The sequence below is a fragment of the Maribacter sp. TH_r10 genome (assembly GCF_033101095.1).
Lineage (GTDB): Bacteria > Bacteroidota > Bacteroidia > Flavobacteriales > Flavobacteriaceae > Maribacter_A > Maribacter_A luteus.
On record NZ_JAWMPY010000003.1, the window covers coordinates 113,663 to 140,407 of the forward strand.

Sequence of the window (26,745 nt, forward strand, 5' to 3'; positions counted from 1 at the left end):
CAATTTTATTTCAATCTTAATTCTAAAATTTTTCCTTTTTGTTCCCCTTTGTCATTGAACAAGGCGGCTTTAAGTAGGCTTTTGGGTTCTGCCCTAAACGCCTTGGTATATACCGCACTATTAATATCAGGTTCCGAGCCATCCAAAGTGTATCTTATCCTATACCCCACGCTCTCCGTTTGCAGGTATACAATTGCTTCTCCATGCAATTGGTCTATAGCATAGGAAGGATATACACTGTACAAACTTTTAGAAACGTTAATACCTTTACGCTCCAATTTGTCAAAATGGTAATCTTCTAAAGCGGTTTGAAAACGTTCCCAATTCTTGGTTTCGGGCAAACTCCATGAAACCTCAGCACTGGCTATTGCCCTAGGGTATAGCATATACTCGCAATGTTCTTGGGTAGGTGTAAACTCCCCCCATAAACTTGCTTGGTTACCCAGTACCAATTCTTTTTGGGCTTCAGTAAGTTCGGCTGCGACCGGCTCATGGCCATAAACCTTTGAAAGCGGTAAAACGACCTTTGGCCCTTCCGGCTCTGTAATGGTCGGCCCCTGCACCTGACTTATATATGAATATTTATAGGATGTCATTATCGTGGGATAGCCTTCTTGGGGGGCGGTTATTTGCGGGTTATACTTTCCCCTTCTCCAAGCCATGATCGTAGCTCCCGGGGCTCCATTTCCACTTAAAATCTCATCCCAACCGATCATGGTCTTCTTTTGCTTTTTTACCAATTTGTGAATACGCTGGATAAAATAACTTTGTAATTCTTCCTCATCCTCCAATCCGTTTTCCGATTTTGCTTTTTGGCAATACGGACACTTTTTCCAGTTCTTTTTATTGCACTCATCACCTCCGATATGCAAATATTGGGAAGGGAACAATGCAGCGACTTCCTTAATAACGTCGTTCAGGAATCCATAAGAATATTCCTTACCTGGACAAACCGTATTGTCAGGGGCTTTACCGCCAACGGCCACCTCAAAATCGGCTTCTGGATCATCATAGCAAAACAGTTCAGGATAGGATGCCACAAGCGCTTTACTATGGCCGGGAACATCTATTTCAGGAATGACCTCGACATTCCTTACCTTGGCATAGGCGATAACTTCCTTGATTTCCTCTTGGGTATAAAACCCTCCAACGGTTTTGGGCTCTTCCGCTGTGGCTTTTTCCCTTTCCCACCATGCAACGCCACTTCTATCCGCTCTCCAAGCTCCTTTTTCCGTTAGCTTGGGATACTTTTTGATTTCGATACGCCACCCTTGGTCATCTGTTAAATGCCAGTGGAATTTGTTCACCTTATACGAAGAAAGAACGTCTATTTGTTTTAGGATAAATTCCTTGGGTTGAAAATGTCTGGAAACATCCAACATGATTCCGCGCCAATGAAACCTGGGGTTGTCCTTAACCTCCATAGCGGGTATATTTACTTCCCCGGTATTTTCCAATGGGAACGTTTGCCGTAAGGTCTGAAAGCCATTGAATAGTCCGGCATAGTCTTTGGCAATGACAACAATAGATTCGGGTGTTATTTCAAGTAGATAGCCTTCTTCTTTTAACGAAGCCTTTTTTTCCAGTTTAAATAGAATGTGTTTTTCCCCTTTATCGGGCCCGTTATAGGAATACACAAGGTTGAGACCTAGATCGGATTGTATCTTTTCAGCGACATAAGGTATGAGTTGTCCCCTGAATTTTTTGGGAACGAATACCTTAGTGGTTTGGTCGAGAACAAACACACCATCGAAAAACTGAACGGATTCGGGCTGTGGTATGAAATTCGGGGAATTCTTTTGTGCTTCCCCGGTTATGGAAATAAGAAATAATGATATAATGAGTACTATTCTGTTCATGATTACAAGTTTTCAGCAATAATTTTCGCAACTTCTTTCCCCTGTTCTTTTTTGCCTAAATCGTTATAATGTACGTTACGGGGTTTAATAAACCAGTCCTTGGCATTGGGTTTGGTAAAGCTGTACAAATCGTTGATGGCAATTGATGGATAATCTGCCAAAACCTCCAAAGCCGCTTTGTTGTACTTTACACTATCGCCCGCAACCCTGCCATCGGCACCTTCATCAGGAACTGCGGTGGTCGTAGCAAAAATCAATTTTGCTTTTGGATATTCCTTCATCAGATATGCACAAATCCCATGTAGGTTTTCCTTATACTTTTCAATGGTGTTTACCTGCTTTCCGTTTTCTAAATCGAGCTTACCGTTTTTTACATATTTTAAATCGTGCAACCCGACATTAAAATGAATAACATCCCAATCGAAATCCCAACCACCTTTCAAGTAAGGCTGAAACATGGTCGTTTTCATTTTTTCCATAAAAGGGATGAACTTATTACTTGATTGTCCGTTTTTATGAAACCTAAACACATTGGCTTTTCCTTCCAATTCGGTTCTTACTGTTGGGGTATAGCCTATTGAAATGGAATCGCCATAAATAAACACATTGGGAAGTTTCTTATCCGGATTTACATATGCAAAGGCTTCACCCTTGTTCGCAAGTTTGCCCCATGCTTCCCTACATACCCCTTCATCGTACTTCCTTCTAAAAAAACCTGTCGATGCGCAGGAAGAAACCCCAATATAAATGGAGGTGGCCCCTACATACTTTAAAAATTTCCTTCTTTCCAATTTAATTCCGTTATGTGTTTATTCCTTACTACTTAATTTTAAAAATGCCTCTTCGGTCGCCAGAGGCAACATATTCATTTTTCTAGCTCCTTTCGGCCCACCGCAACAATTCAATTTTTCAATAGGAACATTGTATAGGCTATCCACTTTTTTCGTATAAACAGGCTTTGCATCCCGATCAGGAAGACCATTCAATATACCTTCGAATTTTTCAAGTACCTGGGCCGATGCCCCTTCTCCAATCAGATTATGGGTTTCATAAGGGTCTGACTGTAAATCGAACACCCTTACAATGCGTTTTAAAGTATCGGTATACACCTTATATCGCCTATCACGAAGCACACGGTCCCTAAATCGGAACCAATTTTCCATTCGATCGTCCTCACCTATTTTTGCCGATAGTCCGCCCATAGCCAATATCCAATCCCGCTTACCGATTACACGCTCCCCTTTCAATACATCGGCAAATGAGTAGCCGCTCGTTTCGGCCTTATTCACGACATTCGCCAGATCAAGTAATGTCGGATATATGTCGGTAAAGTCGATAAGGGCATCGGTCGTGAAATGCATCTTATCGGGGGTCAAGACCAAAAAGGGTGCATTGATCCCGTTTTCGGTTAAAAACGATTTTCCTCCCCGAACATAAACCTCATCCCTTTTTCCGATGATGCCATTGGAGGTACCATTATCGGTGGTGAATATGAGGTAAGTATTATCCAGCAAACCATTAACTTCCAATGACTTCACTATTTTCCCGATAATGAAATCGGTATAACGTACCATCGCCTGATGCTTTTGGTATTTGGTTTTTGCCTCAGGTTCGTGGGGTGTATGCACAAAAGGGGCATGTGTTAAAACCATTGGATAATAAACACAAAGGGGCTTATCCTTGTTCTTTGACATAAAGTCGATGATAAAATCCGAAAAAATATCGGGTCCAAATTCACCTTCATAGGTCTTGCTGCCATTTTTCGTGAAGATATAAGGGTCCCAATACCGATTTTCACTGGGTTTATTACCCGACTCGTACCCCGTCCACATACAATATTCCTGAAAACCCGCATTTTCCATGGCTTTGGGTTCGATCCTAAAATCATTGATCTGCCATTTTCCCGCTATACAGGTGGCATATCCGTCATTTTGCACGGCTTTGGCAAAACTTGGATTTTTATCGGCATCAAAATTCACCCCATGCCCCCAACGGGGTACATCATAATGGTTTATCCACCCATTGGCAAACGGATATTGTCCTGTAATCAAGGCCACCCGACTGGGTGTACACTGTGGCATGGAGTAGGCATTGTCGAATGTAATTCCCGTTTCTGCCAACTTATTGATGTTAGGGGTTTCGATTTCCGTTGCCCCATACGATTCTATCCATTCTTTCCCCAGATCATCGACCATGATAAATACAAAGTTGGGTCTTTGAGGTACCTCCATCTGCTTACACCCTATCATTAGGGGAAGGAGCATTACCAACAACAACTTATATATCTTATTCATGATCGAACTATAATCTTTACCCTTTTGACTTACACCCAATAAAATGAGTGGGCCCCAAATACATTCATAACCCTTTAATTTCCATTTAAGGCTTAAGCATATTAAATCGAAACTACCAAGGTGTTGAACGATTTACCCTCAATGGCTGCCTTTACGACTTCCTCCCCTATGGTAACATTGAGTTCTTGCTTTTCATCCGTATCGTTATACGTCAAAAGGACTACGGTTTTATCGGCTTCATTGTAAAAAGCAATGGTATTGTCGACATCCCCGGCAGCCAATAACTTTACGGAGCCTGGAGCCACATAAGCGCTCAAATGTTTCATTAAGTAGAATTCAGGATTGTACACGATGGCCTTGGTCTTACTGTCTATAGAGATCATTGAATTTTGTTTCCAACCCCATTGGCTTTTGCCCGTTTCATCCAATACCATATTCCAATACATGTACGAATTCGCGCCGTTTTCAAAATAATGCTTCATTAAACCGAAGGTATGTTCAGCCGCCTTCCAATCGTTGGACCCATCACCGCATTCGGTCTCGGTCTGCATCAATCGCATTTCTGGATAAGTGGCATGAACCGCTTTTATCGCCCCTTTACCGGCCCACTGAAAACCGATTCCATCTACATACTCTTTTGCATTCTTATACTCAATAACATCGGTTACCCTTTCCAATTGTGGACGCTCGACGGTACCCAACCAAATCTCCGTATCCAAGTTCTCAGATTTGAATTTAGGCCCTAGATAATCAGCAATGAATATTCCTAAATCTTGAGGTTTCCAGACACAAGACGGGAAATTTTGAGCTGAATTGGGTTCATTCTGTACGTGTACCGCACTAATATCGATACCTGCTTCTTCGTAAGCTTTTACAAATTTCGCAAAGTATAATGCATACGCTTCAAAATATTCCGGTTCTGTAATAAATCGTGACACCAACTCTTCGGTTGAGCTCCATTCTTCTGGTAAATCGTTAAACTCAGGGTTCGACTTGCAGGCATAATGCTTACTGTGCTTCATCCAAGAAGGTGGACACCAGGGTGAAGCCCAAACTTCTACTTCAGGATTTATTTTTTGCGCTTCCTTGATGTATGGGATCAAACGTTCCTTATCCCTATCGATAGAGAAATTTTCCATGGCGAAATCCCCATCGGTTTCGTTATGGCTATACCAGTTAACCGCATAGTCATTGGCCCCTATCGGCATTCTACTAATGTTGAATTTGCAACCGGAATCAGTGTCAAAGAAATCATTTAGGATCTGTTGTTTTTCTTCCGGGGTTACCATATTTAAAGCTTCCCATCCCAATTCATTGAAACAACCTCCGAAACCATCTATAGTCTGTTGCTTTTTACTTAAATCTAAATTGATCGTAATTTTAGCCAACTCCCCTTCACTTGTTCCGGTATATACTTTGGTCTCCCAAAGGTCATCGTTTGTAGAACTTACCCAATCTACCTTTATTTCAGGCTCTTGTTTACATGAATAACTGGCCAATAGAACAAAAATAACTGCGATTTTAAATACTTTCATAACTTATTATTTTACGTTTAATATACCTCTTAGGCGAATATCCTTTGAAGATGCCCCGATCATAATCCTAAAATCCCCGGATTCCACTACCCGGTTCAAATCTTTATCCAGCATGGATAATTTTTCCGGATCCAGCTCAAATGTGATTTGCTTTTTCTCCCCCGCTTTCAATGAAATACGTTGAAACCCTTTCAATTCCTTTATAGGTCTTGACACTGAAGCCAATTCATCCCTGATATACAGTTGAACCACTTCATCCCCATCAAATTGACCGGTATTCTCCACTGTACAGGAAACTTGGACGGAATCATTCTTGGCGATATTGTTTTTACTAAACTCAAGGTCGGTATATTCAAAGGACGAATAGCTCAACCCATAACCGAATGGAAACAAAGGTTGCCCCGTAAGATTATGGTAGTTATCGCCCCTTCCCGTGGGTTTATTATTATAATACAGCGGACATTGGGCCGCATCAACAGGGAAGGTTATCGGTAAACGCCCTGCAGGACTTTCATCCCCGAACAACACATCGGCCAAGCCATTACCCCCATTTTCACCCGGATACCAAGCCATCAATATTCCATCGACATTTGGTTTCCAATCGGCCATGGTAATGGCACTACCTCCAACGAGAACAACTACTGTCGGTTTACCTGTTTTAGCAACGGCGTTAATTAATCTTTCTTGATTTTCCGGTAAATCCAATAGGGCCCTGTCCCTAAATTCGCCCTCATGTATACCGGCAACCACTACAGCCACATCGCTTTTTTTAGCTGCTGAAACTGCATCTGAAATTTGTTTGTCCAAATCATCCACTACGCCATGATCCCATATCATCTTGAACTTGGCATTCCCTGCGGATTCAAAATACTCCAATTTTATATCATATTCCTTACCTGCTTGGAACCTGAACGGTTTTACTACGGTGTTATAGGATTGTTTCTGCCAATTGTCAATAACCAACTCCCCGTCCAAGTAAAATCGATACCCGTCATTTCCTTCAATACCGATATGGACCAAACCTGATTTGGGCGCCTTTAATTTCCCTGTCCATCGCGCAGAAAACCAATCGTAGGGTAAATCCTCATGCGGGGAAAAGAGGGTCCATCCAAATTGGATCTTTTTATCGATTCGCTCCACTTTTGGCGTACCGCTAAGTTTGATATTATCAAAATACGATGCACTCAGGCCGGCCTTTTCTTCTCCATCTTCAACGGTAGAAAGGAATTCTGGGGCAACCACTTTATAGGATTCTTCTTTAAAGGTAACTCCTTCTGCATAGGAAACATTGGCCTCCCCAATTTTATTGACAACCCCATCATATATGGAGACTTTGTCGTTACCGGGACCGCTATACCCCCCTAAACGGGCAGCCTTGGCATCATACCCGATAAGGGCCACTTTGGCCGCCTTTTTCAACGGCAACACTTGATCTTGATTCTTTAACAATACCATGGATTTGGCCGCTGCTGTCCGGGCCAACTCCCTATGGTCTTTGTGACCGTTCCAAAGTGCAGCTTCCTCAACATCCACATATGGATCCTCGAACAATCCCAATTCGAATTTTGCCTTTAGGATACGACTTACCGCTTCGTCTATGGCGGCTAAGTCAACCATCCCTTTTTCATAGGCTTCCCAGAAAAGTGGATAGTGATTGTAATTGGTTTGAAACATGACATCCAATCCCCCTTCAACGGCGTCTTCGGTGGATTCTGCGTAGTTTGCCGCAGTAAAATGTAACACATTGGCCCCTCCCGTTGCTCCCGCATCAGAAATCACAAACCCGTCAAAGCCCCATTCTTCTTTCAACTTTTTTCGAAGTAACCATTCGTTTGAGGTACACGGACTACCATCAACAGAATTATAGGCCGTCATTACAGACCTTGCCCCGGTTTTTTGAAATACGGTTTTAAATGCCGGAAAATAGATTTCCTCCAACAGGCGTTCGTTAAAACTAATAGGGTAACTGTCCCTACCTCCTGCGCCCACATTGGCCACAAAATGTTTTGGCGTGGTAATGACATCCTCACGTTCAAAGGCCCCTATAAAAGCAGATGCCATTTGTGTGGTCAAATAGGGATCCTCCCCATAGGTCTCTTCAACACGCCCCCAACGTACATCCCTGGCGATATTCAGAACAGGTGAAAGTATTTGTCTAATACCCCTGGTCTTGGTTTCTTTTGTTATCGCTTTGGCCACATTCCCCACTAAAGTGGTATCCCAGGTGGCGGCCAAAGCTATAGCCTGTGGATAAGCAGTGGCTCCATCCCGGGCCAAACCATGCAAAGCTTCATTAAACGGGATGATAGGAATGCCCAAACGCGACTCCTCTATAAAGTAACGCTGTATCTCATTGATTTCCTCCGCCATTTGTTTGGTACTTCCCGTTGAACCGTAATCCATAATTTGTTCAGCAGCATTGTCATTCTTTCCTTTGGATGAAATCTGAAACCCGAAAATACCATGTTTCAATTTATCTTTTCCAATGCTTAAATCCCCAGGGATCATGAACATTTGCCAGAACTTTTCTTCCAACGTCATTCGACCCAATAAATCTTCAACACGTTCATCGACTGATAGGTTGGGATTCTTGTAAGCCGGATTTTCATCGTCCCGATTTTGGGAACATGACCAAATACATATTCCAAAAAGGGCGATCAGTGTTATATTAAATAGGTATTTCAACTTATATACTTTTAAATTAATTTGGAATTTATTTTATATGCTCCAACTGTGGCCAATCCTCAACGGTGTCATTCATTTGTTTTTCCCCCTCGGTACTTCTACCGTTATTGATGATTTGTAGTAAATCGGTCCTATATTCGGCGATCACTTCCGGAAATTCGGCTTGGAGGTTGTTCTGTTCTCCCATATCCTCTTTTACATTATAGAGCTGCACTTTGGGCAAAGTGTCCAAAATCGCTTTCTTTACATTCTTACTTGGGTAGCTCCAACCACCGGAACCTAAACAAAAATTGACTTTATAGTCTCCTTTTCTATAGGCGAACTCCCCATCAACGGAATGGTGTACAATACTTTTCCTTAAAGGTTTTTGCGATTTTATGTTCGTTGCCGCAAGGTGACTATAGCTATCAACAGCTACATCATCGGCAAAATCGGCCCCTATTAAATCGGCTACGGTCGCAAACAAATCCGTAGTACAAACCAATTGATCCGATTTGGTGGGTTCAATGGTTCCTTTCCAACTCATGATATACGGTACGCGATGGCCACCTTCATAAATATCGGATTTAAACCCCCTAAAGACATAACTTGGATTATGCCCTTTGGCCTTTAGTTGCTTATAATTGGCTGCGGGGGAGCAACCGTTATCACTGGTGAAAACGATCAATGTATTTTCGGAAATCCCATTTTGTTCCAATGCCTTTGTGACTTCACCAACCACCCAATCAACCATTAAAACAAAATCCCCATATGGGTTATCCAAGCCACTTTTCCCTTGAAACTCCTTGGTGGGAAGAATAGGGGTATGTGGTGCCGGTAACGGCATATAAATGAAAAACGGTTTATCCTTATTTGCATTTTCAGCAATAAAATTCACCGTGCGTTCCGTAATCTCCGGCAGGGCCTCTTCATGGGAAAAATCTTTGGATGTCGGTCCTTTTCTCCAGGTTGCCTGACCTTTTTTGCCCTTGGTGGTATCTGTCGGCACCCTAGTTGGCATGCCATTTTCAACCCATACATAAGGAGGCATATCCAAAGAACCACAAAAGCCATAACTATAATCGAATCCGTGGGTATTAGGTCCGTTTTTAACCGGTATGGTATAATCTACCTCGGGACGGGCCTTTAGATGGTCTATACCCAATGAGTCGGTATTTTCCAAGGTCCAATCCCACCCTAAGTGCCATTTGCCGATATATGCCGTAGCATACCCATTTTCATTCAAAAAATCGGCAACCGTGGTTTCCTCTTGTTGTATGAGTGATTTGGAATACCCGCTTAACACCCCTTTTTTAAGGGTGGTACGCCAATTATAACGTCCTGTCAAAACACCATAACGGGTGGGGGTACAAACCGAAGAACTGGTATGTGCATCGGTGAACATGACGCCTTCTGATGCCAGGTTATCGATGTACTGTGTCTTTATCTTGGAATTCTCATTATACGATGAAACATCGCCATACCCCAGATCATCGGCCAATATATAAATGATATTGGGTTGAACTGGCTCCTTTTTTGACTTGCACGAACATAGTACAACACTGAGTACCGCTATTTTCAGGATCGATTGTATTGACATTATTTCTTTAATAAATGTTCCTTATTCCTTTTGTTCCCTTGTAGCTCCTTATCAAACCCTTCCATCATTTTTTGCAATTTTTCAACGATTTTAGGATGTTCGGAGGCTATATTCCTACTTTCCGAAATGTCTTCCTTCAGGTTATATAAAGCGACCCCGTCTGTGGTAACCCTTAATTTCCAATCGCCTTTTCGCACGGCTTCCAAGGTTGATTCCTTATAGTAATAAAACCCTTCCTTGTAATGGGGTGATTTACTTTTCTTACCGGACAACAATTTCCAGATATTCTTGCCATCGATAGGTTTTTCGGGTAAATCACTATGGGTCAAATAGGCTAATGTAGGTAAGATATCAATCGTTGAAGCAAGCTCGTTGCAAACGGTATTCGCAGGTATTTTCCCCTTATATTGTGCGATCATGGGTTCACGCATGCCTCCTTCATAGGTGTCGAACTTATAACCTCGCAATGGATAGGCGCTACCGCCATGTCCGTTCTTTAAATCCCACGGCCCGTTATCCGAAGTAAAGATCACCAAAGTATTGTCGTCCAAGCCTAAAGTGTCCAAGGTTTTTAAAATTTCACCCACACTCCAATCAATTTCCTCGATTACGTCCCCATACAGACCTCGTTTACTCTTACCTTTAAATGCTTCTGAGGCATGTAAAGGAATATGGGGCATTGAGTGTGCCAGGTATAAAAAGAAAGGGCCTTCTTTATGCTCTTCAATAAACTTCACTGCCTTTTTGGTATAGCGCTGGGTCAATGTGTTTTGATCTACGGGATATTCGATGATTTCGTTTTGCTCGGTTAACGGAACTTTACCTTTCCGCCATTTCTCTTGCCTAAGGCTATCCATGGTCATCCCTTCCCTGAATAAAATGTGTTTTGAAACCTTTGCTTCTGGATAAACCGACATATCGTTGCTATATGGAATACCATAATACATATCGAACCCTTGAGCGGTCGGCATATATTGATCCCTATCCCCTAAATGCCATTTCCCGATACAAGCAGTGGCATACTCTTGGGTTTTAAGCATATCGGCTATCGTCAATTCCTCGTTCGACAATCCCCCGGGTATGTTGGGCCATAGCACTTCGGGCACTCCTATACGGGGAGGGTATGCCCCTGTTAACAACGCCGCCCTCGAGGGTGAACATACTGAGGAGGCAGAATAAAAATCGGTAAATTTCATCCCGTTTGATGCCATCGTATCCAGGTTTGGCGTACTGATCAAAGGGGACCCAAAAACCCCGACATCCTGATAGCCTTGATCGTCGGTGAAGATCAGTATCACGTTGGGTTTTTCTGTTTTCTTTTGGGCCAAGACCAAATGGCTCCAACCAAAAACAAGGGTCAAAAGGATTGCTAATTTTTTCATGTCTGCTATTTTATAATGATTGTAATGTACCATCAAAAGAATATGTTCCGCCCTTTTCAGTTTCAAATTCCATTTGCTTATCCCCATATACCAAAATACACTTGCCACCAGCTTTCGATAATACCTTGACGCCGGTCAGCCGCGAATCTTCCCAAGTAAAATCCAACTCAAAACCACTTCGGGCGCAAACGCCGGAAATACTTCCTTGTGGTAGTGCCTGCGGTAAAGCCGGTAGTAGTTCTATCTTCCCCAATTGACTTTGAATAAGCATTTCCAAGATACCCGAAGCCCCTCCGAAATTCCCGTCGATTTGAAACGGTGGATGTGCATCGAACAAATTGGAATACGAGCCACCCCCGACTTTACCATCCGGTTTTTCGGCAGGACTCAGTAGTTTATGCAATAGTTCATAAGCATGATCCCCATCTTTAAACCTCGACCAGAAATTGATTTTCCAAGCCAAACTCCATCCGGTGCCATTATCCCCTCTGAATCTTAAGGATTGTTTTGCCGCCTCCATGAATTCGGGAGTATCCTCATAGTTGATTTCATTCCAAGGGTGAACCCCCCATAAATGGGATACATGCCTATGATGTACCTCGGGATCGTCCTTATCTTCCAACCACTCTTGTAACTGCCCATGTTTACCAATTTGGTTTGGCGCTATTTGTGGAATAAGGGTTTTTAATTCCGCTGCAAAATCGGTATCCTCACCTAAAATAGCAGCTGCCTCAATAGTGATATCGAACAATGCCCTTATAATCTGATGGTCCATGGTCGGCCCGGCAACCAAACCTCCTATTTCCGGGGAATTGGATGGGGAACTTATTAAATATCCTGTTTGTGGGTCTTTGTATAAATATTGGGAATAGAACAAGGCCGCCTCCCGAATAAGCGGATATCTTTCTTTTAAAAACCCTTTGTCCTGTGTAAACAGATAGTGCTCCCAAATATGGGTACTTAGCCAACCTGCCCCTCCCAACCAAATACCATGGTGTGAAGCATTTACCGGGGCCGCACCACGCCAGATATCCACATTATGGTGTGCGATCCAACCGTCGGCATTGTAATGCGCCTTAGCAACCTTTGCCCCCGTAATCGATAGGTCTTCAATTAAATCGAACAAGGGTTCGTGGCATTCACTTAAATTATACATTTCTACCGGCCAGTAGTTCATTTCCAAATTAATATTCGTGGTGTAACTACTAAACCAAGGGGGAGTTAATTGATCATTCCAAATACCCTGAAGTGTAGCTGGTTTTGTTCCCGGACGACTACTGGCAATGGTCAAATAGCGTGCGTATTCCACATACAAGGCCACCAATTGCGGATCATTGGGATCTTTCCAGAAATCGTAAATCCTTTGGTTGGTCGGATTTGCCGATTTACCGTTATCCCCAAAACTGATCTCAAAACGGTTGAATAACGTTTGATAATCCGCAATGTGTTTCGACTTAACGGCTTCGTAATCGGTATTCGAAACCTTGGCCAAGGTTTCCGGAACTATTTTTTCAGGGTTACCCGACACATCTTCAAAATCGATATAATTCGTTGCAGCGGTCAAATAGACCGTCGCTTTTGAAGCTTCGGTTATTTGAAGTTTCCCTTCGGTGTTTTCAATATTCCCGTCGGTTACTATCTTCAAGGTTGAAACACCTCTTAAAACACCATCCTTCACCTTTACCACCAAGGTTTGCGAATCGTTTGTCGTCACTACGGATTTATCTTCATGGATGGCATCCAACCACAAGTCGAAATTAAGGGCTTTAGCCTTACTCGCCTTTAAGTGTATGGCAATAACTTGATCAGGAAAACTGGAGAATACCTCCCGCTTATAATCCACATCGTTAACCGTATAGGATACCGAACCAACGGCATTATTTAAATTTAGTTCGCGTTTATAGTTTTTGAAGTTGTCATGATCTTTAAAATCGATATAAATATCACCAAACGGCTGATAATGAATTTGTTTTATGGGATCGCTCATAAAATGGTCCTGAGCCAATTTTTGAGCTTCAAGCTGTTTACCCTCAGTTAATAATTCCCTGATTTCCCCTAGATATTCGCCTGCACCTTCGTGGGCATAATCGTGGGGCTGTCCACGCCAAAGGGTTTCTTCATTAAACTGGATATGTTCCTGGGCCACACCACCGTAGATCATTGCGCCTAAACTGCCATTTCCAACAGGTAGGGCTTCCGTCCATTTTGCCGCTGCTTCAGTGTATTGAAGATCAAGGTCTTCTTTTTGTTTTTCCCTATCCTTGGGTTTTGCACAAAAAGTCAACGTAACACATAAAAACAGTACTGGAAGCTTCTTAATCATATCGTTAATTTCAGTTTTCATTGCTTGAACCCTATTAGTTATCAACCATTTATTTCAACATAAAATGGATAGTAGAATTTTAATTCCCCTTCTTTCTCTACATACATTTTCGGCATAATGGTTATTTCACCTTTATTCAATTTTACATTCGGAAATTTTAAGCTGGTTTGCCCTTCACCCTTAAATTCGACGGTTTTGGTCTCATCCCCAATAATCAATTCCAATTTGCCATTCGTATCCATCTCACGATCTAAATGAACCGTAATATCAAAAGATTTAGAGGCATCGATGACGACATCCCAATACATCAATTGCTTTTTTGAACCTTCTTGTTTTTTAAAATGTGCATCGTTTTGATTTAACATTACGGGATTCTCGTACGCCGTACCTATGATAGGCTTAGGGGAATTTAGTATATGCTCGGAAGACTCCATGGAATCGAGCCAATTGTCCATTTCCGATTTTAGTTCGGTCACCATCCCACTATTGTTTTCAGAAATATCATTTTGTTCAAAGGGATCTTTACCCAAATCGAACAATTCGAACTTATCATTACCCTCATCGTCCTTGCCAACACCTACAAGTTTTAGATCTCCTTTTCTGGTAGATACGTTTCGGTACCTTACCGGAGCTGCCCTCGCCCAATATCTGCTGATGTACCGTTCTGGAAGATCTGCGTTAGACTTGGTCAATAAAGGCATTAGACTCCTTCCTTCTATATCCAAATCGGTCGGTATCTTGGCACCGGTCAATTCTGCTATGGTTGGCAAAATATCGTAATGGGCCGCAGGGGTCTTTATATCCCTGGCTTCTTTAAATGCTTTTGGATAGTACCAAAAACTCGGTACCCGTACCCCTCCTTGGAAGACTGAACCTTTTCTTCCCCGCATACCGGCAATATATCTTGGATGCTGCGGACCATTGTCCGTCATAAAAATGACCAACGTATTCTCCTCTAGACCCAAGGTTTCCAATTTATTGAAGAGCAAACGTAGGTTGTCATCGATATTGGTAACCATACCGTAAACCTTCCTGGCATTTTCACGACTTTGCTCCGTTACTTTTGGATATGGCATGCCTTGATCTATCAAGCCCGCATCGGGATCCGTATCCTTATACATATCATAGTACTTTTGTGGTAATTGTAACGGTCCGTGAGGAGCGTTGAACGATAGATAAAGAAAAAAAGGATTCTCTTTGTTATCCTCAACAAAATCCATGGCAGCTTCCGTAAAAACGTCTGAGCAATACCCTTTTGTTTGTACCTGCTTCCCGTTTTTCCAAAGAACGGGATCAAAGTAGCTGCTATCCCTTTTTAAGGTATTGGGCCAATCCCCGTACTGGCCTATGCCTCCTGACAAATGGTTCAAAGTATAATCGAACCCTTGATCTTGGGGACGCATGGGATAATTGTCTCCCAAATGCCATTTGCCGATCATACCTGTTTTATAGTCAGCTTCTTTTAATAACTCGGCAATCGTAACTTCTGAAGGTGCCATCATGGCCCCACCCATATAGGTGTCATGCACCCCAGTACTCATACAGTATTTACCGGTCATAATCGCCGAGCGGGTCGGGGCACAAACCGGATTTACCAAAAACTCATCAAAACGTACACTACGCTTGGCCAAACTATCCAAAACAGGGGTTTTGATATTGGGGTTCCCGTAATATCCCAAATCCCCAAAACCTTGATCATCGGTAATGATCAATATAACATTGGGTTTCGTTGGTGCTTCCTCTTTTTTGGCCTCGGAACAACTTCCAAAAGCCAACAGTAACGCCAAAAGGCATGCGTAAATAATCTGCTTCATGATTAATTATTTTTTGGTGGATATATATACATCTTCAGTCCAAGCTTTTAATTTTTCCAGCATTGTTCCAACCCTTTCAGGATGCTGCCCCGCTACATTATCATTTTCCCCGATATCTTCCTTTAGGTTGTACAATAAAGGCTCGGCATCCTTTTTTTGTAAAATGAGTTTCCAGTCGCCTTGTCGTATTGCTTTTCTACCGGCATACCCCCAAAATAAATCCCGTTGTGGCAAGGCTTCCCCTACAAGGAGGTTATTCTTGACACTAAGACCATCCAATCCTTTTGGGATTTCAGCTCCGACCAAACCCATAATAGTGGGGAAAAGATCCATGGTTAAAATAGTTTCATCATTAACCTGATTTGGGGCGATTTTACCCGGATACCATGCCATGGCGGATACCCGATGTCCCCCTTCCCATAAGGTGGATTTATAGCCTCTTAAATCGCCATTGCTCCCAACTTTTCTTGAAGCACCGTTATCCGAACAAAAGAACACCAAAGTGTTTTTATCAAGCTTCAGTTTTTTTAAGGTTTCCATAACCTCACCAATGCCTTCATCCATAACTTCGACCATTTCTTTATAAATGGCGTTAAGTTCTTCTTCGGATACTTTCTTTTTCTGTTTGGTTCCGTCTTTCCAACCTACATAGCGTTCAGCTTCCGATTTACGCCCTTGAAACGGTCCGTGAGGTGCTTCATGCGGAATGTAGAGTAAAAAAGGTTCGTCTTTATGGCGTTCAATAAAATCCACGGAATGTTTCGTGATCAAATCTGTTGAATACCCTTTTTCATTTTTTATGGTATCCCCTACCCACCAATCTTCGTACCCTTCCTGATCGATATGGGAATGATAGTCCACATTACCCGAAACATAACCGATATACTCATCGAAGCCTTGCTGTATGGGGTTGAATTTGGTTTGATACCCAACATGCCATTTCCCGAACATGCCGGTAACATACCCTGCTTCTTTTATCGCTTCAGCAAACGTTTTTTCACTGGGATCCAAACCTTTGTCACGATCATGTTTGGCCGTTACGACTCCATCTATACCAACACGTTGTTGATATTTCCCTGTCAAAAGGGCCGCCCGTGTAGGACTACAAACGGATCCGTTGGCATGAAAGTCGGTAAACCTGATTCCTTCAGCCGCTAAATTATCCAAGTTGGGCGTATTGATCAATGTACTCCCGTAACATGATAAATCGCCATACCCCATATCATCGGCCATAATAATGATGATATTCGGTTTTTCCTGTCTTTGTGCTGTACAATGGGTCATTGCCAAGGCAAAAAGGAAAAGGATGGGAAGTTTGATAAGTTTATCGATCATAACGGTTTTAGAAAATAGTTCGGCTTAAATCAATCGTTCCAATGTTTTTCAACAATCGCCAATATTTCCGGATTATCAAGATCCGTATCGCCCAAGTTTTCACGTTGTTTTAAAATCTCGGTTTTCATTTCGGCAATGATGTCTTTGTATTTTGGGTCGTTATAGGCGTTATGCAACTCATGGGGATCTTCTTGTAAATCATAGAAATCCCAGAATTGATCTTGTGCGGCCCCCTTAAATCCGTTGCCATAAAAGAATGCCAATTTGTAACGCTGGCCACGGATACCGAAATGCCCCGGTCTGTCTTTCGAATGGTCCCAGTACCGGTAATAGCCATAATCCCTCCAACCGACTGGAGTATTTCCTTTTAAATTCTCACGGAAGCTGCGTCCTTGCATGGTCTTTGGATAATCAATCTGCGCATAATCGGCAAACAGGGCCGAAAAATCGACATTTTCAATAAGGTCCTTATTTCTGGCACCGGCCCTAACTTCTTTTGGGTATCGGATCACAAATGGCATATGAATGGATTCTTCAAAAATCAGGCGCTTATCAAACCAGCCATGTTCCCCCAAGAAATAGCCTTGGTCCGCGGTGTAGATGACCACGGTATTTTCTGCCAGTCCGGATGCTTCCAAATAATCCAAAAGCTTACCGATATTATCATCCACGGCCGCACCCGAACGCATAAAGTCCTTCACCATTTTTTGATACGTCTTATACCTCGCTTCTTCTTGGGTCAATCCTTCCACGGAAAAAGGTAACCCCGGATAATTCATGAAATCTTTTCTTAAGGAAGTGTCTGCCGTAGCTTTTAAATATCGTTTCTTAAGGTTATCCATAGACTGACCTAAAAAAGAACGCCCTGTAGTAGATGCCCCATTATCATAAAAAGATTCGGGAGCAGGAATTTCCTGATCTTTGTACAAATGCGCAAAACGTTCCGGATAATCATAGGGTTCGTGTGTGGCCTTAAAATGGCACATGGCCATAAAAGGCTTTTCCTTATCCCGGTTTTCAATCCAATCAATGGTCATATCCGCAATGATATCGGTGCTATAGCCTTTGTATTGTTTACCACCCCCATAATAATCTTCCCAATTCTCCTTGGTTTTCAAAATAGGATCGTGGTACTCCCCTTGACCCGGAAGCACACAGTAGTAATCGAAACCGGCCGGCTCTTGCTTTAGGTGCCACTTGCCGATGATAGAGGTTTGATACCCCCCTTTTTGCATTTCCTTGGCAATATTGTTATACTGTGGAGATAAGCCCGCATCCAATATCCTGACCCCATTTACATGGCTGTATTGGCCAGTAAGTATGGTGGCCCTACTAGGGGTACAGATTGAATTTGAGACCAAGCAATTATTCAAAACGGTGCCTTCGTCGGCGAGACGATGAAGGTTCGGCGTATGTACATAATCCTCCAAAATACCCCCATATATCCCCCATGCCTGTGAGGTATGGTCATCGGCCATGATGAATAGGATATTAGGTCTTTCTTGTTCTTGTTTTTTTGATTCACCTTCTGTTTTACTTTTACAACTAGTTGCCGAAAAAGAAACCAAAAGCACTAAAGTATAAAGCCTTACCAATGTTTTCATTATTTATTATAAATTTATTCCGTTACTTCCAATTTAACTGTCGCAAAGTTGTCCGATGCGGCACCGATACCGATTTCAAATATTCCAGGTTCAACTACTTTTTCATGTTTTACCGTATCAAAAAAGGATAAATCCTCTGGGGTGATCTCAAAACTTACGGTAGTTGACTTTTTGGGCTTTAAGGAGATTCTTTTGATGCCCCTCAAACTTTTCAAGGGTCTCTTCACCGAACTTTCAACATCCTTGATATAAAGCTGAACCACTTCATCCCCCGTGTATTTGCCCACATTGGTTACTTTAACCGATACTGTGGTCGAACCTGTTGCAGTGATTTTATCTTTTGCTAATTTTAATGTGCCATAACTGAAATCGGTGTAGCTTAATCCGTACCCAAAAGGATAAAGAGCCTCCCCTTCAAAATACCGGTATGTCCTTCCTTTCATACTATAATTGACAAACGGAGACAATTCTTTGACCGTTTTATAAAAAGTAACCGGCAACCTTCCGGACGGGTTGTAATCCCCAAAAAGCACATCCGCTATTGCGGTACCTCCAAGTTCCCCAGGATACCAAGCCTCTACAATGGCAGGTAGGTTTTCATTCTCCCAGTTAACCGCCAACGCACTACCGTTCAATAATACCAAAACAACGGGTTTGCCTGTTGCATGTAGTGCCTTTAAAAGTTCTTTTTGAACCTCTGGCAATTCAATATCGGTTTTATCACCACCGTCAAACCCTTTGGAGTTGACCGGCATTTGCTCACCTTCCACACCTGGCGATATCCCCCCAACAAAAACTATCACTTCGGATTTTTCAGCCAATGCAATTGCTTTTTCAAAGGAAGTTTTATCGGGTGAAGCCCATAAGAACTTCAATTTAGCAGGATACCCTTCATGGAAATACTGAATTTTAACTTGATACGATTTCCCTTTTTCCAATTGAACGGTTTCTTTTACGACCCTTCTTTTTAAATCCTTGGTATTATCCACTAGCATCTTACCATCAATGGCCAAAGTATATCCCCTACTACTTTGTAGTCCTAGGTCGTATTCCCCAGAGACATCCACTTGAAGGCTGCCTGTATATTCCACGGCGAATTTAGCTTCGTTCAATCCTTCAATGGGGTAAAGGTTCCAATTTGAATTGATACCTTCCTCCACTCTGGTGACGACTGGAGTCCCTGAAAATTCGTGATTGTTATAATACTTGGCTTGTAATCCTTTTTTACTTTCAAAGCTTAGGAATGCGGCAGGGATCAATGACATGGCCGGCTCTTTGGAAATCAATTCCGTACCCGCTTCATAATACACTTGTGTGTTTTTGGAAACCTTATTTTGAATCCCTACCAAGGGGGTAAAATATTGTGACGGGAAGCCGTTGTAGTTTCCTAATAGCACTTCCAGATCATTGGCATTGGGACCTATGACCGCAATGGATTTCAAATCTTTCTCAAGGGGTAGGGTATTATTGTCGTTCTTTAAAAGTACCATGGACTTTCGGGCGGTTTCCAAGGCTAATGCCCTGTGTTTTTCCGAACTTACCACGCTCATGGGAATACTTGCATAGGGCACGGACTCCGGAGCATCGAACATTCCTAATTTGAATCGTGCCTTGAATATCCTTTTTAAAGACACATCGATCTCATCCTCAGTAATATCACCCCGTTCAACGGCGCTAATCAAATAGGAATAACGTGAACCACAATTTAAATCACAGCCCGCCTTAACAGCAACTGCAGCGGCTTCTTCTTTGGAGTCCACATAATTGTGGTAATCATGAATATCCCTTATGGCATTACAATCCGAAACAACATAGCCTTCAAAACCCCAATCTTTCCTTAGGATCTCATCAAGTAATTGATGGCTTGCACAGCAAGGCTTACCCATATACCTATTATAGGCCGCCATTATCGAATACGCTTTTCCTTCTACCACAGTAGCTTCAAAAGCCGGTAGATAGGTATCGTACAAATCACGTTCAGTAGTCGTGGCATCAAAAAAATGCCGCTCAGGTTCGGGACCGCTGTGTACGGCAAAATGTTTGGGTGTAGCGACCAATTTCAAATATTTTGGGTCGTTCCCTTGTAACCCTTTCACAAAATTAACCCCCATACGAGCGGTCAAATATGGATCTTCACCATAGGTTTCCTGTCCACGACCCCAACGAGGATCCCGAAAAATATTGACGTTTGGAGTCCAGTAGGTCAATCCTTCATAGCGTTCAAAAGAATTGTTTCGTAACGCTTCATGGTGCTTTGCCCTTGCTTCATCGGATATCACTACGGCCGAATTGTAAATTAGGTCGGTATCGAAAGTAGCGGCCAAACCAATAGCTTGGGGAAAAACGGTTGCTTTGCCGGCACGGGCCACCCCATGCAAACACTCATTCCAATATTCATACGCGGGAACATTCAAACGTGGAATGGCAGGGGCATCATTCATCATTTGTCCTACTTTTTCTTCCAAAGTCATTTTGGATACGAGATCGTCGACCCTTTCCTCAATACCTAGGTTTTCATCTAAAAAAGGATAAGGTGTCTGTTGCGCATTGAGGCCTAATGACCATACCGCTATTACCAAAAGACTAACTACTATCGGGGTTTTCATTTTTAAGGCTTTTTTTTTACTCGAATTGAATCTTTTTGAGTTTATTAGTTTTATTTATAATTCACTGCCACCACCGAAATGGTATTTGCTGGAATATCCACAACCTGCGCCTGGTCGTCTTTTAACCATAGGTCGAAGGTCTTTACGTCATCCGAATCGTTTTTAATGAACAGGTACACGTTTTTATCATCGGCAAGGGTAATGGTATCACCATACCAAGATGCCGATGCCACCCGTTTCATTCCTGGCCGCATGAATCTTCCAAAAAGGGCCATTGCCGCATAATCCGGATTATAGGTTACGGTTTTGTCTTGACGATCGATTTTTATTAGACTGTTTTGTTTCCAACCCCATCCACTCGAGGAATCTTCATTTAAGATCATATTCCAGTAACAGAAGTTGGGCACGCCATGATTAATGTAGGAAGCAACTTCATTAAATCGGGAAAATGCCTGATCAATACTGTTTTTTCCACCATAGCAATTGCCCTCGGTATGTAAGAATTTGATTTCCGGATAAATTGCCTGCATATTCTCAATCTGTCTTGAATTTATATACTGGACACCAATGCCATCAACAGCTTCCCTCCAACTTTTGTTGGCAACGAACTCCAATCCATCCAGTCGTTTGGCGGTACGGAAAGAACCTGCCCAAATTTCGGCCGGTGTATTGTCTTTTTCAAATTGGGGACGCAAATAATCGATTACGAATTCGCCCATTTGTTTTGGGGGCATGTTACAAGAAGGGTATTTAGTGGATATGTCCTGCTCGTTTTGAATGACGATTCTATTGACCGATATACCTTCTTTAGCATAAGCCTCAACATATTTTGAAAAATATTGTGCATAGGCCGCATAGATTATGGGGTCGTCTTTCAAGACATTCTTCTCCGGGAATTCTTCCCCCCTATCCATTAAACCGGATTCTTTCATCCAACCTGGAGGACTCCAAGGGGAAGCAAACAATTCCATATAAGGGTTATACTTATAGGCCATTTTAATGTAAGGGATCACGCTTGTTCTTTCCCTCTCAATGGAAAACCCCTTCATTTCAAAATCATTCGGCACTTCGCTGTAACTATAGGCATCAATTCCAAAGTCGCTGGCCCCTATTGCCGTTCTACAAACCGTGAAATTGGCACCGTTTTTATCGAACAGGTTTTTCATGACATCGTTTTGTTGATCTTCACTTAACGACATCAATGCTTCCCCTCCGATTTCATTGAACGCCCCACCGATACCTTCAATGGTTTGAAACGAAATATCAGGATACATACGAACTGAAATACCTTTTCCTTCAGACCTGGCCTCCATTTCCTTTATGGGGTTCGCAGCTATGTCCTGCCCCTCAATAAGCTCAACATAATAAACCTTAGCCTTGTTTTGGGCGTTGATTGAAAACGATATAATAAAAACCGTTATTACCGTAAAAACAAATTTTCCCATATCCCCGTATTTAATTTTTGAATTTCGCCTTTAATACCACAGGATAACTGTCTCCATTTACGGCCGGCATGGTAATGGTCAAACCTTCATTGGTTTGCTTAAAGTCCATTTTCCTGCCATCGTATAATTGGGTTAAACCTTTTAAAGTCCCCGGACTGACTTCGCTAGATTTTGCAAAAGAAGGAATCACAAACTCACCTCCTTTAGGGTTCATTACGATAATATAAAAATCTTCTCCTTTAGTGGTGTAGCGAACTTCATCATGGGCAAAAGCCGGTGTGGCCGTGGTTCGTTGGTTAAAATGTTCGCCTTTCTTTTGGGCTGCTACGGCATTACTAAGTTCCCCTTCAACGGTTTCCACTTCCTCTCCCCTAACACTTTTCCCGTCACCGAAAACCTTCCATGGGCGTGTGCCATAAATGGCTTCCCCATTGATTTTCAACCAATCGCCAACAATTTTAACGCTCTTTTTAATTTCGTGGGGAATGGTTCCATCAGGATTTAACTCCATACTCAAAAGCAAGTTACCATTTTTACTTACGGCTTCAATGAGCATTTCCAAAATGGTGCGTGCATTGTGTGTTAAATGGCGGTCTTTTTTATAAAACCAATCGGTAAACGTAATTTCTGATTGCCATGGGTCTTCCCTCAAGGTATTACTACCTCCCGATTCCACCTCATTGACCGTACCTTTTTCTTTTCTCTTTAAAAGCATTACGGCATCTATGGTTCCGTTTTCTTCTAGACTATTGTTGTATAATTCCCGCGCTACTTCTTTCCCATATTCCCCATAGGTGAAGTTAAATCCATCATTATACAATAAATCGGGTTTGTAATTCGTAACCAATTCAATATGGCGTTGCAACCAGTTTTTCTTGATATCCTCAATCATTTCGGGAGTGCGGTCTTCCGGTGCCGGACCATATAAATCTTTCGGGTCCAAGCCTTCCCACCATTTGCCTTTACCGTCTTCCTTGGTCAACCGCCCGTCATAAGGTACACCTGCTTTGTCCCCATCCTTATCCGAACCGAATGCCGGTTTCCACCAATTCAAAAAACGATCATCGTGACTGGTAACCCCGAATTTTAAACCGGCTTTTCGGGTTGCCGCCTCAAACTCCCCGATAATGTCTTTTTTAGGACCCACATCCACGGAGTTCCATGGGTGGTGCGAAGAGTCGAACAAATCGAAATGGTCATGGTGGTTCGCCAAAGCCACAATATATTTTGCCCCGTTTTCTTTTGAAAAATCGATTAGTGCCTGCGCATCGAAATTTTCGGCTTTCCATTCATTGATTACATCCTTAAAGCCAAATTCCGAAGGATGGCCGTAGGTTTGTAAGTGATAAGGATAAGCCATTTTACCGAACTTTTGGCGGCCTACATCCTGCATATACATATGGCGGGCATACCAACCGCCCCCTTGTTCGGGAACGGCTTGCGGACCCCAATGGAACCAAATACCGAATTTGGCATCCCTGAACCATTCCGGACATTCGTATTGCTCTGCCAGTTCATCCCATGGCAATTCTTTTTGTTGTGCCATGACCGAACCTGATACGGCCATTAAAAAAAGAAAACCAAAAAACTTAATTCGACTCATAAGTTATAGTTTACTCTTTTGACTTTTTCTTGAAATTGTAATCTTCCGGACTATCGAACAACCCGAATTCGTTTTTATCCAATTGGGCAGGATCACCTGTTTCTTTAATAAGAACCTCCAATTCTTTCAACAAATTTTCCTTGACCGATGCATATTCTTCATTTTCACTTAAATTGGCCAACTCCCACGGGTCATTTTTCAAATTGAACAATTGATAAGTGAAAACTTCATGTTTTGCACTAACTATTAATTTGTAATCCCCCTTTCGAACGGCTCTATGTCCGCCCCAGTTATTTATTTTAGGTTTAAAATTTTCACCAGGCCAAGAATTATAGGCATATAACATACTGCTTCTCACTTCTTTTGCATTCCCTTCGATTATGGGGGTCAAATCTTCTGTCTCAACAGATTCTGGTATTTCGAGTCCTGTTAATCCGCAAAGTGTTGGAAAAACGTCATGTAAATAGGCAAAAGCACTTGTTTTTACGTTTTCAGGAATATTTGGCCCACAAAAAATCAATGGCACGCTAACACTGTGCTCGTATACGTTCTGTTTACCCAATAATCCGTGCTGCCCTAAGGCCAAACCGTTATCACCTGCAAAAACAATAATGGTATTGTCCCCTTTACCAGAAGCTTCCAGGGCTTTTAAAATCCTACCGATTTGGGCATCGGTTGCAGTAATCATTCCATAATAATCGGAAATTTCCTTTTGAACCGCTTCAGGAGTTCTTGGGAAGGGCAATAACACTTCATCCCTAATTCTTTCATCCGCAATCTCAAAAGGGTGTTCTGGCATAAAGTTTTTAGGCAACTCTATATTTTCATTAGGATACATTTCCTTATATTCACTAGGAGGAGTACGTGGATCATGAGGTGCCGTAAAAGCAACATACATTAAAAAAGGATTTTCTTTTTGGTATGTATTTAAAAAGTCGACCGCAGCATCGGCAAATACCTCACTACTGAATTTTTCTTTCTGCTGATAAGGTTCTGACCAACCTGATTCAGGATTATAGTCCTTTACTTTGGTTCCGAAGTGTGTTGTCATACCTCCTAAAAAGGCAGATTTAATTTGATTAAAACCACGTTCTAACCAAATTTCACCATTATGTTGTTTTCCTGTCGCAAAAGTTTCATACCCGTTTTTTTTAAAGTATTCGGGAAAGGTTATTTTGTTACTCTTTCCCCTTTCCTCTTTTGGGAATGCGAATTGCGCATATACATTTGGTTCTATATTGAAATAGTGGCGCCCGGTCATTAACATGGCCCTACTTGGGGAACATACGGCCGCCGTCGTAGCCCCTAAAATATATGAATTCGTAAAAGAAGTACCCCTTTGGACCAAAGCATCCATATTAGGAGTCTCAACATCATATTTATCCATAGCCCCGATGGTTCCACCACGTTGGTCATCGGTAAAAAGGAACAGGATGTTGGGCTTTTCCGCCTCCTTTTTTAGTACAGCCTTTTCTTTACATCCAAAAGACAGTACCACTACCAATGCAGCTACGATCTTAATGGAATACTTAAACAAATTCCCCATTTTTATTTCCCGATTTTTAAATTGCTAATCTTATTTAGAATTTTCCTCCCTGATCATCTTACCCACTTCCAATAAAATCTTTGCCGATTCCTCAGGTACGACCCCATTACCGTCGGGCCCTACGTTGAGCAGGAAATTGCCACCTTTTCCGTTGGTGTCCTTTAATTTTCCATAGACTTCTTCAGGGGATTTCCATAATGTGTCTTTCTTTTTAAAGCCCCAGGAATCATTCATGGTATAACAGGCTTCCCAATTATATTTTACAATGGAATCCAAATGGAATTGCTCTGGGGTCCCAAAATCTTTTTTAAAGAGCTTTCTTTTTGAAACACGGTTATTGATAATGATACTGGGTTTTAATTCCCTTATATATTGATATAAATCGTTTCCGTCTTCAACGGTCCACCAATCAACCCAATCACCATCAAACCAAAGGATATTCGTATCATAGTTTTCTATTAATTCCTTGATTTGGTTTTTCATGTAGGCTACGTATTTCCCTTTTTGCCCCTCATGCATTTTCATCATTCCCCAACCTTTTCCTTCTTCTACGTACTGTGATCCTTCATGCCAATCGGTAATACTATAATACGTACCAAAAACGATACCTTCTTTTTTACAGGCATCTGCCAATTCCTGAACAAAATCCCTACCTTTCATAGGGGTGCTCGCTATGTCGAAATCGGTGTATTTGGAATCGTACAAACAAAAGCCTTCATGGTGCTTGGTTGTAATCACCAAATATTTCATTTGCGCATCTTTGGCCAATTTTACGATTTTATCGGCATCAAAATTTTCCGGCTTCCAAGTGTCCAATAACTTTACATATTCTTCGGACGGGATATTCTGGTTCCCCTGGATCCATTCTGCATAACGGCCTTCGTCATTTCCTTTGTAAATTCCTCCCAACTGGCTATAAAGCCCAAAATGGATGAACATGCCATATTTGGCATCATTGAACCATTGCATACGTTTTTGAAAGTCCTCTTCGGATTCTTCCAGGTAATTTACTTTTTCTATTTTGGATATAGTTTTTTCTTGCTTACAACTACCCAATATCAACACCGTTAGCATAACCAACAGCACGGAGAAAACTCCTTTTATTATATTCATTATCAGTGATTTATATATTATG

General features: G+C 42.1%; 16 protein-coding genes. All 16 read right to left on the reverse strand.

Annotated features, from left to right (window positions below; all coding sequences use genetic code 11):
* Nucleotides 1-5 precede the first annotated feature (5 nt).
* Nucleotides 6-1,859, reverse strand: coding sequence for a beta-N-acetylhexosaminidase (locus R3X28_RS09835; protein WP_317664151.1), 1,854 nt, complete (start codon nt 1,857-1,859; stop codon nt 6-8).
* Nucleotides 1,860-1,861: 2 nt separating this feature from the next.
* Complete coding sequence (locus R3X28_RS09840) at nt 1,862-2,650, reverse strand: SGNH/GDSL hydrolase family protein (RefSeq protein WP_317664152.1); 789 nt, start codon at nt 2,648-2,650, stop codon at nt 1,862-1,864.
* Nucleotides 2,651-2,668: 18 nt separating this feature from the next.
* Nucleotides 2,669-4,153, reverse strand: a complete 1,485-nt coding sequence (locus tag R3X28_RS09845) for a sulfatase-like hydrolase/transferase (RefSeq protein ID WP_317664153.1) — start codon at nt 4,151-4,153, stop codon at nt 2,669-2,671.
* A gap of 101 nt (nt 4,154-4,254) precedes the next feature.
* Nucleotides 4,255-5,688 (reverse strand): hypothetical protein, encoded by a 1,434-nt coding sequence (locus tag R3X28_RS09850; protein ID WP_317664154.1) that lies wholly within the window; start codon nt 5,686-5,688, stop codon nt 4,255-4,257.
* Between the two features lie 6 nt (nt 5,689-5,694).
* Complete coding sequence (locus tag R3X28_RS09855) at nt 5,695-8,373, reverse strand: glycoside hydrolase family 3 C-terminal domain-containing protein (protein ID WP_317664155.1); 2,679 nt, start codon at nt 8,371-8,373, stop codon at nt 5,695-5,697.
* Nucleotides 8,374-8,401: 28 nt separating this feature from the next.
* Entirely contained in the window at nt 8,402-9,952 is a 1,551-nt protein-coding gene (locus R3X28_RS09860) for an arylsulfatase (protein WP_317664156.1), read from the reverse strand.
* Nucleotides 9,952-11,334, reverse strand: coding sequence for a sulfatase (locus R3X28_RS09865; RefSeq protein WP_317664157.1), 1,383 nt, complete (start codon nt 11,332-11,334; stop codon nt 9,952-9,954). The genes R3X28_RS09860 and R3X28_RS09865 overlap by 1 nt, the downstream gene beginning before the upstream one ends.
* Nucleotides 11,335-11,344: 10 nt before the next feature.
* Nucleotides 11,345-13,678, reverse strand: coding sequence for a glycoside hydrolase family 95 protein (locus tag R3X28_RS09870; protein WP_317664158.1), 2,334 nt, complete (start codon nt 13,676-13,678; stop codon nt 11,345-11,347).
* 20 nt (nt 13,679-13,698) lie between these two features.
* Nucleotides 13,699-15,471 (reverse strand): arylsulfatase, encoded by a 1,773-nt coding sequence (locus R3X28_RS09875; RefSeq protein ID WP_317664159.1) that lies wholly within the window; start codon nt 15,469-15,471, stop codon nt 13,699-13,701.
* Nucleotides 15,472-15,477: 6 nt separating this feature from the next.
* Nucleotides 15,478-16,806: a sulfatase gene (locus tag R3X28_RS09880; protein ID WP_317664160.1), complete on the reverse strand. Its 1,329-nt coding sequence runs from the start codon at nt 16,804-16,806 to the stop codon at nt 15,478-15,480.
* Between the two features lie 29 nt (nt 16,807-16,835).
* A complete protein-coding gene (locus R3X28_RS09885) occupies nt 16,836-18,410 on the reverse strand; it encodes a sulfatase (protein WP_317664161.1) in 1,575 nt (524 codons plus the stop codon).
* Nucleotides 18,411-18,424: 14 nt separating this feature from the next.
* Entirely contained in the window at nt 18,425-21,016 is a 2,592-nt protein-coding gene (locus R3X28_RS09890) for a beta-glucosidase (protein ID WP_317664162.1), read from the reverse strand.
* Between the two features lie 50 nt (nt 21,017-21,066).
* The gene (locus R3X28_RS09895; RefSeq protein ID WP_317664163.1) at nt 21,067-22,461 is read right to left on the reverse strand and encodes a hypothetical protein; all 1,395 of its coding nucleotides are present in this window, start codon (nt 22,459-22,461) and stop codon (nt 21,067-21,069) included.
* Between the two features lie 10 nt (nt 22,462-22,471).
* Entirely contained in the window at nt 22,472-24,064 is a 1,593-nt protein-coding gene (locus R3X28_RS09900) for an alpha-L-fucosidase (protein WP_317664164.1), read from the reverse strand.
* A gap of 10 nt (nt 24,065-24,074) precedes the next feature.
* The gene (locus R3X28_RS09905; protein WP_317664165.1) at nt 24,075-25,610 is read right to left on the reverse strand and encodes a sulfatase-like hydrolase/transferase; all 1,536 of its coding nucleotides are present in this window, start codon (nt 25,608-25,610) and stop codon (nt 24,075-24,077) included.
* A gap of 30 nt (nt 25,611-25,640) precedes the next feature.
* Nucleotides 25,641-26,723 carry an alpha-L-fucosidase gene (locus tag R3X28_RS09910; protein WP_317664166.1) on the reverse strand — a complete coding sequence of 361 codons (1,083 nt, stop codon included), beginning with the start codon at nt 26,721-26,723 and terminating at the stop codon, nt 25,641-25,643.
* Nucleotides 26,724-26,745 lie beyond the last annotated feature (22 nt).

Bases quoted from the DNA above. Each gene is read 5' to 3' on its own strand.
- R3X28_RS09895 (WP_317664163.1), bottom strand. From the start codon at position 22,461: ATGGGAAAATTTGTTTTTACGGTAATAACGGTTTTTATTATATCGTTT.
- R3X28_RS09890 (WP_317664162.1), bottom strand. From the start codon at position 21,016: ATGAAAACCCCGATAGTAGTTAGTCTTTTGGTAATAGCGGTATGGTCA.
- R3X28_RS09905 (WP_317664165.1), bottom strand. From the start codon at position 25,610: ATGGGGAATTTGTTTAAGTATTCCATTAAGATCGTAGCTGCATTGGTA.
- R3X28_RS09865 (WP_317664157.1), bottom strand. From the start codon at position 11,334: ATGAAAAAATTAGCAATCCTTTTGACCCTTGTTTTTGGTTGGAGCCAT.
- R3X28_RS09870 (WP_317664158.1), bottom strand. From the start codon at position 13,678: ATGAAAACTGAAATTAACGATATGATTAAGAAGCTTCCAGTACTGTTT.
- R3X28_RS09835 (WP_317664151.1), bottom strand. From the start codon at position 1,859: ATGAACAGAATAGTACTCATTATATCATTATTTCTTATTTCCATAACC.
- R3X28_RS09910 (WP_317664166.1), bottom strand. From the start codon at position 26,723: ATGAATATAATAAAAGGAGTTTTCTCCGTGCTGTTGGTTATGCTAACG.
- R3X28_RS09850 (WP_317664154.1), bottom strand. From the start codon at position 5,688: ATGAAAGTATTTAAAATCGCAGTTATTTTTGTTCTATTGGCCAGTTAT.
- R3X28_RS09860 (WP_317664156.1), bottom strand. From the start codon at position 9,952: ATGTCAATACAATCGATCCTGAAAATAGCGGTACTCAGTGTTGTACTA.
- R3X28_RS09875 (WP_317664159.1), bottom strand. From the start codon at position 15,471: ATGAAGCAGATTATTTACGCATGCCTTTTGGCGTTACTGTTGGCTTTT.
- R3X28_RS09900 (WP_317664164.1), bottom strand. From the start codon at position 24,064: ATGAGTCGAATTAAGTTTTTTGGTTTTCTTTTTTTAATGGCCGTATCA.
- R3X28_RS09885 (WP_317664161.1), bottom strand. From the start codon at position 18,410: ATGAAAACATTGGTAAGGCTTTATACTTTAGTGCTTTTGGTTTCTTTT.
- R3X28_RS09880 (WP_317664160.1), bottom strand. From the start codon at position 16,806: ATGATCGATAAACTTATCAAACTTCCCATCCTTTTCCTTTTTGCCTTG.
- R3X28_RS09845 (WP_317664153.1), bottom strand. From the start codon at position 4,153: ATGAATAAGATATATAAGTTGTTGTTGGTAATGCTCCTTCCCCTAATG.